General features: G+C 62.2%; 8 protein-coding genes. 3 read left to right on the top strand and 5 right to left on the bottom strand.

What is annotated here, in order from left to right; translation table 11 throughout:
- Window positions 1-117: 117 nt before the first annotated feature.
- Complete coding sequence (locus KW840_RS21100; RefSeq protein ID WP_154908512.1) at window positions 118-1740, bottom strand: acyl-CoA synthetase; 1623 nt, start codon at window positions 1738-1740, stop codon at window positions 118-120.
- Between the two features lie 230 nt (window positions 1741-1970).
- Here KW840_RS21100 and KW840_RS21105 point away from each other — a divergent pair, with 230 nt between their 5' ends.
- Together KW840_RS21105 and KW840_RS21110 are read left to right on the top strand one after the other, a co-directional pair.
- Complete coding sequence (locus KW840_RS21105) at window positions 1971-4241, top strand: PAS domain-containing sensor histidine kinase (RefSeq protein ID WP_218497549.1); 2271 nt, start codon at window positions 1971-1973, stop codon at window positions 4239-4241.
- A 10-nt stretch (window positions 4242-4251) separates the two neighbouring features.
- Complete coding sequence (locus tag KW840_RS21110) at window positions 4252-4887, top strand: response regulator transcription factor (RefSeq protein WP_218497561.1); 636 nt, start codon at window positions 4252-4254, stop codon at window positions 4885-4887.
- 4 nt (window positions 4888-4891) lie between these two features.
- Here KW840_RS21110 and KW840_RS21115 read toward each other — a convergent pair whose 3' ends face one another.
- The gene (locus tag KW840_RS21115) at window positions 4892-9301 is read right to left on the bottom strand and encodes a response regulator (protein WP_218497562.1); all 4410 of its coding nucleotides are present in this window, start codon (window positions 9299-9301) and stop codon (window positions 4892-4894) included.
- Window positions 9302-9352: 51 nt separating this feature from the next.
- Window positions 9353-10510, bottom strand: a complete 1158-nt coding sequence (locus KW840_RS21120) for an HD-GYP domain-containing protein (protein WP_218497564.1) — start codon at window positions 10508-10510, stop codon at window positions 9353-9355.
- Window positions 10511-10791: 281 nt separating this feature from the next.
- Between KW840_RS21120 and KW840_RS21125 the strand changes: the two genes are divergently transcribed.
- Window positions 10792-11493, top strand: a complete 702-nt coding sequence (locus KW840_RS21125) for an EthD domain-containing protein (protein ID WP_218497566.1) — start codon at window positions 10792-10794, stop codon at window positions 11491-11493.
- A gap of 50 nt (window positions 11494-11543) precedes the next feature.
- Here the strand turns inward: KW840_RS21125 and KW840_RS21130 are convergent, their stop codons facing one another.
- Window positions 11544-12542, bottom strand: coding sequence for a 3-hydroxybutyryl-CoA dehydrogenase (locus KW840_RS21130; RefSeq protein ID WP_218497568.1), 999 nt, complete (start codon window positions 12540-12542; stop codon window positions 11544-11546).
- Entirely contained in the window at window positions 12542-13648 is a 1107-nt protein-coding gene (locus KW840_RS21135) for an NAD/NADP-dependent octopine/nopaline dehydrogenase family protein (protein ID WP_218497571.1), read from the bottom strand. Before KW840_RS21135 ends, KW840_RS21130 begins: the two co-directional genes overlap by 1 nt.
- Window positions 13649-13670: the final 22 nt, after the last annotated feature.

Consider the following 13670-nt stretch of genomic DNA (forward strand, 5'->3'; position numbering starts at 1 on the left):
ACGTAAACCTCGTTGGCACGGTTGTGTCATGGGCAGGGCACAGCCGAATTCGGCCTGCACGAACCCGCAGCAGCAGGTCAAACACCTGCTGCCAGATGGATGCAATGTCGGATCGGGTCAGAGCGCCTTGGCCCGCTCGCGCAACACATACTTCTGGATCTTGCCTGTGGAAGTCTTTGGCAGGAGCGTGAAGATCACTGTGCGCGGTACTTTGAATCCGGCCAGATGCTCACGACAGAAACTGATGATGTCAGCCTCGCGAACGTCCTGGTGATCAGCCTTCAAGGTGACGAAGGCGCAGGGCGTTTCGCCCCATTTCTCATCGGGACGGGCGACCACGGCGGCTTCCATCACGCCCGGGTGGCGATAGAGCACGCCTTCGAGTTCGATGGTGGAAATGTTCTCGCCGCCCGAGATGATGATGTCCTTGAGCCGGTCCTTGATTTCGACGTAACCGTCAGGATGCCAGACGGCCAGGTCACCGGTGTGGAACCAGCCGCCTTCGAACGCTTCGGCAGTGGCGCTCGGGTTCTTCAGGTAGCCCTTCATGACGGTGTTACCGCGTATGAAGATCTCACCGATCGTCTGGCCGTCACGCGGGGTTGGCTCCAGCGTTGTGCTATCGCCGACCATCAAGCCTTCCAGCGTCGGGTAGCGCACGCCCTGTCGCGACTTGATCTGCGCCCTCTCCTCCAGGGAAAACTCATCCCATTCGGCGTGCCAGGCGCAGACCGTCACTGGACCATAGGTTTCGGTCAGGCCAAACACATGGGTGACCTTGATGCCCATCTCTTCGACGGCACCGATGACTTTGGCCGGTGGCGCAGCGCCCGCGACCAAGGCATTGACCGGGTGATCGATGGCCGCTTTCGCTGATTCGGGCATGTTCACCAGTGCATTGAGCACGATCGGCGCACCGCACAGGTGAGTGACCTGATGCTCGCGGATCAGCGTGAGGATTTTCTGTGGGTCGACCCGGCGCAGGAAAACGTGCACACCCGCCAGGGCGGTGATGGTCCATGGATAGCACCAGCCATTGCAATGGAACATCGGCAGGGTCCAGAGGTACACCGGATGGTTGCCTATGGCCCAGGTCATCTGGTTGCCCAATGCGCTCAGGTAAGCGCCGCGATGGTGGTAGACCACGCCCTTGGGGTTGCCGGTGGTGCCTGAAGTGTAATTCAGCGAAATGGCCTGCCACTCGTCGCCCGGCCATTGCCAGTCGAATGCCGGGTCGCCTTCGGCCAACAGCGCTTCGTAGTCAAGGTCGCTCGCGGCCTGACCTTCACCGTATTCCGGGTCATTGACGTCGATCACCAAAGGCGGGTGATCCAGCATGCCAAGCGCCGCCTGGATCACATCATGGAACTCGCGGTCGGTAATCAAAACCTTGGCTTCGCCATGCTGCAGCATGAATGCGATCGCCTCGGCATCGAGGCGCACGTTGAGCGGGTTGAGCACGGCGCCGATCATCGGCACACCGAAATGCACTTCAAGCATCTCGGGAATGTTGGGCAGCATCACCGCCACCGTGTCGTCCTTGCCGATACCGCGACCGGCCAGCGCCGAGGCCAGGCGTCGGCAACGGGTGTAGGTCTGCGCCCAGGTGCGGCGAATCGAACCGTGGATTACGGCGAGGTGATCGGGATAAGTGCTGGCGGTGCGCTCGATGAAACTCAGGGGAGACAAGGCAATGTGGTTGACAGCCGAAGGGCCTAGGCCTTGGTCATAGATAGACATGTGCGGGTACTCGATGGCTGATTGTTAGCTCTATGGTTGACCTTGCAGCGTAGTCGCCGCAGTCACCTTCAAAGTCCGGATGACTTTATATAACACCGCGTCATCGATATGGAAGTAGAACCTACGTCGTATAGTATTAGTACTATATCGATTTCTGTTAACTCCGAATCAATGCCGCCAACGCTCCAAGGCTGGTATATGCTTGGTTTCCCTGAGAAAGTGGACCCGCAATGACCCTGACGCCCGTTCGATTGCACAGTTGGTTGCGCCTGCAGCGCGAGGGTGTGTCTCTGGCCGCCCGGGCCGATGCGCTGTGTCGGGCGCTGCAGGATTGCCCTGAGGTGCAGCGGGCGGTTTACCTGAGCTGGCAGCCCAATGCGCGGATCTACAGCCATGAGGGCGCCGCCCAGCATTTACCGCCGGGACTTGGCGACCCGGCGCTGGCCAGCGACCAGTTGCTCTTCGAGCATCTGGTCGAGGCAGGCCGCCTGGACCTGGCTCAAGTTCGTCAACTCGATTGCTGGTTGTCCGGCCGGTTGCGCCGGGCCGCGATCAGCCATGGCCAGGTATTTGATCTGGCCTTGCAGCCGGGGCGGCCGGGCTTGTTGCTGGTGGAAGTGCGCGAGGGCGTGAGCCTCGATTGGCTGGGCTGGGTGCAGGATTTGCTGACGACGCTGCTGAGCAGCGTCAACGGCCTGCTGCGTGGTTCGCCACTGTTGGGGCACGATCCGCAACCGAGCCTGTTGCTCGATGCGCAAGGTCGACCGCTGGAGTTCAACGCGGCACTGATGGCGCTGCTCGCCGAGAAGTCACTGACCGATGTGTTGGGCTTTTTACCGGTCAATCATCGGGTGCTGGTGCGTGCCTGCCTGGACCAGCAACGCGCCGTCGAAGGTGTCGAGGCTCAGTTTGAAACGCAGATCCTGATCTGGACGTTCATTCCCGATCCCCAGGACAACCGAGTGCTCGCCCGTTGCCGCGACGCCACGGCGCAAGTGCTGGCGGAGCGTGAAGCGTCCACCGCACGACGGCTGTACCGGCTGATCATCGAAAACACGACTGACCTGATATCCCGTCACACCCCCGAAGGTCGCGTTATCGATGCATCACCGGCGTCCTGGACCCTGCTCGGTTACTGGCCTGAAGAGTTGCGCGGGCAAATGGCCCAGGGCCTGTTTCATAGCCAGGACCTGGCCGCTCTGGTGCAGCGCGCGCGCGATGCGCTGGAGCAGGATGGCTATCACACCATGACCTATCGCATTCGCCATCGCGACGGCCACTACCTGTGGTTCGAAACCGCCAGCCGGGCGATCCGCGAAACCTACACCGGGGCGGTGGTCGAAATCGTCAGCATATCCCGGGACATCACGGCCCGGGTGCAGGCCGAGGAGAACAAGCGACGCCTGGCCGAAGTGGTCGAGGCCAACATTGACCCGGTGTTGTTCATCGCTCCCGAGGGCCAGGTCACTTACCTCAATCCAGCCGCGCGACGCATCCTCGGGATTGATGAGCAACAACCCATGCCGGCCCTGGCCACGTTGTTCACAAGCGGCGACCTTGCGCGCCTGCAACGCGATGGCTGGAGGCGCGCCGAGCGCGACGGTGTCTGGAGCACCGATGCGCGTTTGCAACCACCGGGCGGGGGCACATCGGTGCCGGTGTCGCTGGTACTGCTGGCGCACCGTTCCGCCGGCGGTGAGCGTTATTACTCATTGGTCGCGCGCGACATGACCGAGCGCGAGCTGCGGGAAGTGCAACAGCGCCGTCATCAGGACGAACTGGCACACACCGCACGGCTGGTCACTCTCGGTGAACTGGCCTCGGGGATCGCCCACGAAATCAACCAGCCGCTGGCTGCCGTGGTCAACTATGCGAATGCAAGCCAGCGCTATCTACAAACGCTGGATTCCAATCCCCAGGCCGCTGCCAGAGTGACCCAGGGCCTGGAACGCATTACCCATCACGCCACCCACGCCTCCGAAGTGATCCGACGGTTACGCTCCTTTTTGCGCAAGGGACAGCGTCGCATGCAGGCGCTGAACTTGACCGACGTCGCCCGCGAAGCCGTGCGTTTGTGTGCCTGGGAGGCGAGTAATTGCCAAGTGACAATCGAGGATCGACTGCCCGATAATCTGCCCCCCGTTTATGCCGACCGCGTGTTGCTGGAACAGGTGCTGCTCAATTTGTTGCGCAATGCCATCGATGCCAACCGTGAGCAACATCCCGGGCAACCCTCTGTGATCGTGATGGCCGTGGAGCATGGCAGTGGCGCCTGCGTGGAAATCAGTGTGCGAGACCAGGGGCCGGGCGTCAGCGAGCCGGAACTGGAACAGATATTTACCCCGTTTTACACCAGCAAGGCCGATGGCCTGGGGCTCGGTCTGTCCATGAGCCGCAGCATCATCGAAGGTTTCGGTGGCGAATTGAATGCCCGGCGCCAGCCTGTCGGGCTGCTGATGTGTTGCCGCTTGCCGCTTGCCGGCCCAACAAAACAACAATAGGAATCAGGTAATGGCAGGTGTAACGGAGCACGTTGTGTACGTGGTCGATAATGACCAGGGCATGCTCGAATCGACGGTCTGGTTACTGGAGTCGGTTGGGCTCAAGGCCTTGCCGTTTACCAGTGGCGTCGCGTTCCTCGATGCCTGCGATGCAAGCCTCGATGCTTGTGTGCTGCTGGACGTTCGCATGCCCGGTATGGGCGGGTTGAACGTGCAGGAAGAAATGCGTGTGCGCCAACTGAACCTGCCCATCATCTTCGTCAGCGGGCATGCGGATGTGCCGATCGTGGTGCGCGCGTTCAAGGCCGGTGCCCATGACTTTATCGAGAAGCCCTACAACGAACAGCTGTTGCTGGACAGCGTGCAACAGGCGCTCAGCAACTGTGCCGCCAACCGTTCGGGCAACCAGGGCCACGAAGCCTTGCAGGCGCGCTTGTTGACCTTGACCCCGCGCGAGCGCGATATCCTGTTGCCACTGGTGCAGGGTTACACCACCCGCGAAATCGCGGAGCAACTGGGCGTAAGTGCAAAAACCGTTGATCTGTATCGCGCGCGCGTCATGAAACGCATGCAGGCCAACACGCTGCCGGACCTGGTGGGCATGGCCATCGCGGCGCAGATGGTCGATCCGCTGAAGTTGCGTTGATGCCTCAGGACAGGTTTTCAAGCAGCTCCAGCGCCTGATCAAAATCGAAGCACTCCGCTTGCCGCACAACCCGAAGCAATTGCTCGGTCATCCGCGGGTCTGAAGCCAGCCCCTGCAGTTTGAGCAAGGCCGTCAGCGCCTGGGTGTCGCTCTCGGCCAGCAGAGACCGGACGTGGGCCAATTGCGCATGCCATTCGCTGCCCGGTGGCACGCTTGATGAGTCTGCGCACGATGTCGGCTCGCGGAGTACCGATAAACCTTTCAGCACCGTTGTCAGGCAACGCTCGACCTCCACCAGCCGGTCAGCCAGGTCCTGCTCCGCCCCATCGCTCGTCCCATCGTTCAGACACGCCTGCTCCAGTGCGGCGGCTGCATTCGCCACTTCAACGGCACCAATGTTGCCCGCCGTTCCGCGCAGGGTATGGGCCAGCCTGACCGTCGTCGAACGATCGCCCTGGCCTCGGGCAGCCAGGAACTCGGCGCAAAAAGCCTGGTGGCTGGAGCGAAACTTGCGCAGCAGTCGCAGATAGAGCTCGACCTTGCCCATGCAGGTGCCCAGGCCCGCTTTCAAATCAATGCCGGGAAGGCTGGCTGGCAGGCTCGCCGCTGACTCCGTGGTGACCGGCGAAACGTCGGCCGACATCGCGCCACGGTCAGCTCGCGGATGTATCCACTTGGCCAACGTGGCGAACATGTCGTCGACGTTCAAGGGTTTGGAGATGTGGTCGTTCATGCCGCAGGCCAACGCCCGCTCGCGGTCCCCCGCCATGGCATCGGCAGTCATGGCGATCACCGGCAGATTCGCCCAGCGTGGCTGCTCACGTATCTTGCGGGTCGCGGTGTAACCGTCCATCACCGGCATCTGGCAGTCCATCAACACACCATCGAAGTCTGCGTCACGCTCCAGTTGGTCGAGCGCTTCTGCGCCGTGAACGGCCAGGCACAGCTCGATCCCGGCGCTCTCCAGCAGTTCACAGGCCAGCTCGCGGTTCAGCTCATTGTCTTCGACCAACAGCAGTCGCGCGCCACACAGGCTGGCCATGGCGCTGGCACTCTGGCCGAGTCGCGAGCTGGCCCGGGTATCGGCCTGGGGGATCTTGCCGAGCACCGTGCCCAGCGCCTCAAGCAGAGTGGACGGCGTCACCGGTTTGGTCAGTACCACCGGCAAATGAATGCCGTACCGACTGGCCTCTTCGCGGGCTTCCTCGCGACCGAACGCCGTGACCATGATCACCGACGGCGTTTGCGCCAGTTTGGCGGCCTGCATCTGCTGCACCGTTTCCACGCCGTCCATGCCAGGCATGCGCCAATCCATCAGCACCAGATCATAGGGCAGCACCTTCGCTTCGGCGTCCACCAGCATGGCCAGTGCGGCCCGGCCGCTTTGCGCGACGTCCACCTCCACGCCAAAACTGCGCGCCATGCTGGACAGGATCTCCCGCGCGCTGGCGTTGTCATCGACCACCAACACACGGTTGCCCAGCAATTCGTCGGCGGTCACCATGCGCCGTAAATGGCTGTCGCGCTGCACCCCCAGGCTCACCTCGAAATGGAAAGTGGAACCAAGGCCCGGCTCGCTCTCTACCCAAATGCGCCCGCCCATCAATTCCACCAGATGCCGAGAGATGGCCAGGCCCAACCCGGTGCCACCGTATTTGCGGGTGGTGGTGCTATCGGCCTGGCTGAAGGGTTGAAACAGGCGCGAGCATTGCTCGGCGTTCATGCCGATCCCGGTGTCGCGCACCCAGAAATGCAGCTGCGCCTGCTCTCCTGCCGCGCCCCGGTGCTCTACGCCGAGCACGATCTCGCCCTGCTCGGTGAACTTCGTCGCATTGTTGCCCAGGTTGATCAGCACCTGGCCAAGACGCAACGGGTCGCCGATCAAGGCGGTCGGCAGCTCGGCATCGGTGTTGAACAGCAATTCCAGGCCTTTGTCCTCGGCTTTGAGGCCGATCATGCTGGCAAAGCCGTCGAGCACGGCCTCGAGGTGGAAGGGAATGTGCTCCAGGTGCATTTTCCCGGCCTCGATCCTGGAGAAGTCGAGGATGTCGTTGATGATCACCAACAGGTATTCCGCCGAGCGATGGACCTTTTCGATGTAGTTGCGCTGGCGGTGGTCGAGCTCGGTTCGCAATGCCAGGTAGCTCATGCCGATGATGGCGTTCATCGGTGTGCGGATCTCGTGGCTCATGGTGGCCAGGAAGTTGCTCTTGGCCCGGGTCGCCTCTTCTGCGGCCTCCCGCGCGCGCTGCACCTCGGCCTCGGCGGTCTTGCGGTCGGTGATGTCAAAGTACCAGTTGGCCCCCATGCCCCGCTCCCCCAGCGTCATCGTGACGGCCGAAACCAGTACGTCGAAGCGCTCGCCTCCAGCGCGCTGCAGGGTGGTCTCGAAGTTCAGCACTGCACCTTGCGCTGCCGCTTCGAGAAAGCGCTGGTGTGCCTGCGGGTCGACCCAGAACTGCGCCGGATCCGCACCTTCGAGTTCAGCCAGACGAGTCCCGAACAGACTGTCGAACTGCGGATTGCAGTAGGTCGGACGGCCATCGACGTCCCTGATCACCATGGCCACCGGGCTGCTGTCGAGTACTGCGCGCAACTGTGCCTCGCTGGTCTTGAGTGCCGCCTGCAGATGACGCCGTTCGCTCACGTCGCGCACCGAAGCGCACACGCATACGCCGTCCCCTTCCAGGCTCGGCAGATGCGACAGGCTGATCTCCGCCGAGAACAGACTTCCGTCTTTGCGCACGCCTTGCAGGTCGTCCAGGTTGGCCCCCATCTGGCGAGTGGCGCCGTGGGCCATGAAGCCCTTGCGCAGCGCCTCGTGGCGCCCTCTGCTGGCCAACGGCACCAAACGATCGATGGACTCGCCGAGCAGCTCACCGGCGCTATAGCCGAACAGCTGATCCAGTTGGCGATTGGTGCGCAGGATCTGTCCTTGGGCATCGACCACCAGCATGCCGTCCGGCGCCGCTTCGATAATCCCGCGATACCAGGCCTCGGTGGCGCGCAACGCCGATTGCTGGGTTTCCAGTGCCTGCGCCTGCTGCTCCAGTTGCAGCGCCTGTTCCGCCATTTCATTGGCCTGGCGACGGGTTTCCGCCAACAGGGTCTTGACCGCCTGATTGCGCTCCAGAATCGCCATGGCTGCGGCCAAACGTGGGGTGGCTTCCTGCAACAGCAGCAGTTCACGCTCGCCCAGGGGCTCCAGCCCGGCCAGTTCGAGCACCCCCAGCAACCGCTCGCCACGGACAATGGGTTGCAGCAGCAGGCAACGGGCCGGGACCTCGCCAAGGGGCGAGCGCAAACGCCAGTATTGCTCCGGCATCGCCTGAAACTGACGCGGCACGCGATCCACCGCGCACTGCCCCAACAGGCCATCGCCGAACATGACTTGCGCCTCGGGTGGACGCTCGGAATCGGTGGCATAACGACCCATCAACAGCAGCGTGCCGGAATCCTCCTGCGCGCTGTACAGCACCCCCTGGCAGATTCCGTGCAGGCTGGCCATGCATTGCAGGAACACCTGCGCCAGTTCGGCCGGGGTTTCTGCCTGCTGCAGATCGACCTGCAATTGGGCGGTATGCGCCTTGATCCAGCGCTGACGCTCAAGTTGTTGGGATTCGGTCTGCAGTTTGGCGATGGCCCGCGCCAGATCGCCGGTTTCGTTGTTCAGGTCGGTGTGGGGAATCGGTTGATCGAGCTGCCCCGCGGCCAATTGGTCTACCGCCACCCGCACCCGGTTCAGTGGATTGCGGATCGACTGGCTGACGACCCAGGACAACAGCAACGCCAGCGACAAACCACCGAACAACAGTACGTAGGTCAGCCTGGTGCTGTGTTCGGCAAACTCGGCAATGTCCTTGGCCGTGTCGCGAATCGAGGCTTCCTTGATCTGGACGATCGCGTACAAAAGGCCGTCGGCCTGCCGGGCAAGTTGCTGGAATTCACTGCTATTGAGCAGCACCAACGCCTTGTTCTGCTGGCCCTGGTCGATCGATAGAAAGGCCTGGTCGCTATGGCGCTGCAACTGTTGCAGCAGCAGGTCGAGCTCGGCGAGGCGCGCCAGATTGTCCGCTCGCCTTAAGGTCACTTTGGCGCGGGCCACGGCCTGCTGCAGGCCTTCGCGGATATCATGCAGTTGCTGCAGGGATTCGACGCGAATCTGCGCGCTGTCGGTGCCCACCGCACGCTGCAGTGCTTGCATCATATGGGGCAATTGCACACGCGCTTCCTGCAGGTGCTCCATGCCGACCAGTTCCTGCAGATAGAGGTTCTGCATGTCCTGCTTCAGCGATTGCTGGGTGCGCAGGCTTTGCACGCCGAGCACCAGCACCAACAGCAGCAGCGCCGAGAACCCCAGGATCAGTTTGTGAAGCAGCGCGAGGCGCTCGAGCAGGGTACGCAATCCGGCCATGACTATCCTCGTGGACCTGATGAAAACACTGACGAAGGGGCAATTGCGGGTTCACGGAGCCTGGCCGATACGCTCCAGGGCAGCCCGCTTGCCGGCCATATCCTGGTCGGTATCGGCGAAGCGCTCGGCAATGGTCTGGAACTGTTCGAGGCAATCGAGGAAGGCATCGCAGATATCGGGATCGAAGTGCGTACCTCGCCCCTGACGAATAATCTCGACGGCCTGCGCGTGGGGCATCCCCGCTTTATAGACCCGACGGCTGATCAATGCGTCATAGACGTCCGCCACCGCCATCAACCGGGCGCTGACGGGGATGTCGTCACCCGCCAGCCCTTGCGGATACCCACTTCCATCCCATTTTTCCTGGTGACTGTAGGCAATTTCCTTGGCCAGGCTGAGGAACTCGGCGCGAATGCCGAGCTGATCCTCGGCATGCTGGATGGCGTCACGTCCCAGCGTTGTATGAGTCTTCATGATCTCGAATTCTTCCTCGGTATAGCGTCCCGGCTTGAGGAGAATATGGTCGGGGATGCCGATCTTGCCGATGTCGTGCAGCGGCGCCGACTTGAACAATAATTCGATGGTGTCCTCGGTGAGAAAGTGACTGAAGCGCGGATGAGCACGCAGATGCTCGGCCAGCACCTTGATGTAATGCTGGGTCCGCCGGATATGGTTGCCCGTTTCGTTATCGCGAGTCTCGGCCAGTGAAGCCATGGCCTGGATGGCCACATCCTGGATCGCAATCACCTCGCGGGTCCGGCGCGCCACTTCCTTCTCCAGATAGTCGTTGTGATCGCGCAGGAAGTCTGCCGCCGCCTTGAGCTTGAGCTGGGTATCCACCCGCGCCAGGACCAGCGCCGGCCTGATCGGTTTGGTGATGTAGTCGACAGCCCCCAGTTCCAGGCCATGGATCTCGTCTTCGGTGTCGGCCATGGCCGTCAGAAAGATGATGGGAATGTCACGGGTACGCGGGTCGCGCTTGAGCCGCTGCGCCACTTCATGGCCGGACAGCCCGGGCATCATCACGTCCAGCAGGATCAGGTCAGGGAGTGAGTCGCCCTGTAGTACGCGCAAAGCCTTTTCACCGCTATTGGCAGCCTTGACCCGGTAGCGATCCTTGAGCAGATCCGTCATCAGCATCAGGTTGTCGGGCGTGTCATCGACCACCAGCAGGGTCGGCGGACTGTAATGACTCTGTTCGGCACTCATGGCGGGTGGCTCCCATGCCAGACTTTGACATCCCGAGGCAACACTTCCACTGCCGCCCCGGCGCAAGAAAGCTTAGCTGCTGTTCTCCAGGGCTGCCCGGCGCCGAGCCCGAACCAGAAGCATCAGCCGTTGCCCTCATAGTGTGGGTCAGTAGTCTGTTTGAGGTATTACCCAAAGCTGACCTTGATTGACTATGACGCCAGGGATTCTCGGTCATCCGGATGGACCAGGCAGCACGACCGTCGCTCCATCCATCAACCGCAACGAGGAGCTTGATAGCTATGGAAAAAGTCATCTATCTGCTGTGGCGTGATACCCAAGTCAGTCCTGAAACCTTCGCCCATCGCCTGCGCAGTGAGGTCGCCGGGCAGTTGCAGGCACTCGGCGCCCGTGGTGTGCAATTGAACCTGGCCGATGCCGATGTGCAACCCGCCGCCGGCCTGCGTCAGGAAAACAACCGACCATTGCCCGATGGCAGCCTGTCGCTGTGGCTGGACAGTGCCAACGGGCCGGCTCGTCGCCCTTTCGATAACCTGATCAGCGCGGCAACGGCGCGCATGGCCGCCTACCTGGTCTGCGAGTCGGTCGCCATCGCCAATACCCGCTTCCCTGCAACACCCGGTGAGCGTACCCACGGGTTTGCCCAACTGGCCCTGCTGACCCGCCCTCCACGCCTCACTCCCGAGGCCTGGCTGGACATCTGGCGCAACCATCACACGGCGGTGGCCGTGGACACCCAAGCCAACTTCCAGTACGTGCAAAACCTGGTGGTGTCGGCACTGACCCACGGCGCGCCACGGATCGATGCCATCGTCGAAGAATGTTTTCCGCCAGCGGCCATGAGCGATCCCATGGCCTTTTTCGATGCGGCGGGCGACGAAGCGAAATTCCAGCGCAACCTGGCGGCGATGATGGACAGTTGCAGCCGCTTCATCGATTTCGACAAGATCGACGTGCTGCCCACCAGCCAGTACTGCCTGTAGGACCGGAAAATCGTCAAGCGTGTCAGGGCCCGGCATCCGGGCCCTGATGCTCAGGCCTGCTTCAAGGCGCCATCGAACGCAGGCGTCAGCCCCGACAACTCCAGCTTGCGGACAAAGTCGCCCAGACGCTGCTGCTTGTAGGCGTCCACGTCCATGTCACGGTAGTCGTAGAAACCCTGGCCATCGCGCAAGCCATTGCGGCCGTTTTGCATGTTGTCGGCGATCACTTGTGGTGACTCGAAACGCGGTGACAGCGCTCCACTCAGGTAACGCGAGGCGTAGTACAAAATGTCGCCGCCGCCCCAGTCGATGAACTCAAGCAGGCCCAGCACCGAGAAGCGCAAACCAAAGCCGACGCGTACCGCCGTGTCGATATCTTCTGCGCTGGCCACGCCCTCTTCCACCATCCGTGCCGCTTCGTTCATCACCAATGCCTGAATGCGCGGCACGATGTAGCCAGCCACCGGGTTGCATACCACGGGCACCTTGCCGATGCGCTTGAGCAGTTGCAGCAGCCGTTCGACCACCTGCGGGCAGGTCGCTTCGCTGCGGCTGACTTCCACCAGCGGCATCAGGTACGCGGGATTGAGCCAGTGCGCGTTCACGAAGCGCGCAGGCGTACTGACCATTTCGCTTAGTTCCGTGACCAGGAAAGTCGAGGTGGTCGACGCGATGATGGTCGACGCCGGCACATGCTCGCTGACCCAGGCGAAGGTCTCCTGCTTGACCGCGATGACTTCCGGCACCGCTTCGAACACCAGGTCGCACCTGCGCAATGCCTCTACGGCCTGGGATCTGGATTGCAGTGTCAACCGGGCTATCGCGATGTCGGCCTGTTCCAGCCGGAGCATGCCGAGGCGTACCAGCATCTGCAATTCGCTGCGGATGTTGTTGCGCACACGTTCGAAGTAGCCGTGCCGCTCATCCTCGGCGCGATCCTTGATATCGATGAGGGTGACCGGCAGGCCCGCATGGATGAACGCCAGGGCAATGCCCTCGCCCATCCGGCCGGCGCCGACCACGCTGACTTGGGGCAGCGCGGCGCTCATCAGTTGTAGCCCCTGGTCAGCAGTTCGGTCATCTGCACCCGACTCAGCCTGGCCAGACCGAGGTTTTCCAGGGTGCGGCCTTCGGCGTAGAGATCCCGTGCAGCGACGACCGAGGCAATGCTCAGCAGGCCCTGCGCGACCGGCGTCGGCACACCGGCCCAGCGGCCGACGGACACCAGGAAGGACAGGCCCAGGCGGGTGTCTTCGAGCATGTAGCGATGCTTCTGCAGGTCGATGTCCTCGCGCCAGTCACCGCTGTCGGTCAACTTGCCATGGGCACCGCGACCGTACATCCACTCATCACCTTCGGTGGTGTTGTAGTGGTCGGCGAGAGGAAAGTGCGGCGCGCCGTAGGTCAGTGCTTCGCGCACGGCCATGCGTTCGGCATCAAGCTGGTTGGTCACGCGACGAATCGACGGTTGGGTGCCTTCGTTGTGAATGTCCCAGGCCTCGAAATGCTCCAGCGGCCCCGCGTTCATCATGATCAGCGGCGGATGGATGATAGGGCCTGCGTTCATCAACGCACCGCTCAGGGCGTCTTCAATCGGTTCGACGCTCGGGTAGGCTTCACGCAGCACCGCAAAAGCATGCTCGGACAGGTTGCTGGGGAATACACCGGTCGGCAGGCGGGTGGCATAGCCGCTGATCACCAGGTCGCTGGCGCCATGCTTGCGTACCAGGTACGGCAGCGTACCGGTTTCAGCGAAGGCGACCTTGCTCCGGTTGCCCGCATCGGCCATGGCCTTGGCAAACACGAAACTGCCAAAGGTGCCCGGCGGCAGGAACACCACCTGACCGTCGTGCAGGTGCGGCGCAACATGTCTGGCCAGGTCTTCGTGGGAGGTCGACGGCAGCGGGATGATCACCAGTTGCGCGTCGCCCAGGGCTTCGGCCAGGTCGTCGGTGAACGACAACTTGTCGCCCTTCTGGCCGACTGACAACTGGCGAGTGCCCCGGTAGTCCTTGATGGTCAGGCTGCCGATGGCCAGCAGTTCCTTGAGCGCGGCGCAGTCTCGACGCCACAGGCGGGTCTGGTGCCCCTTTTCAGCCATTTCGACAGCAGCGGCGTAACAGCCGTGACCACCACCCAGCACGGTAATATTCATGCAGATACTCCTTTTTGTCAGA

Origin of the sequence: Pseudomonas sp. PDM30 (genome assembly GCF_019218985.1) — a bacterium.
GTDB classification, from domain to species: Bacteria; Pseudomonadota; Gammaproteobacteria; order Pseudomonadales; family Pseudomonadaceae; genus Aquipseudomonas; species Aquipseudomonas jessenii.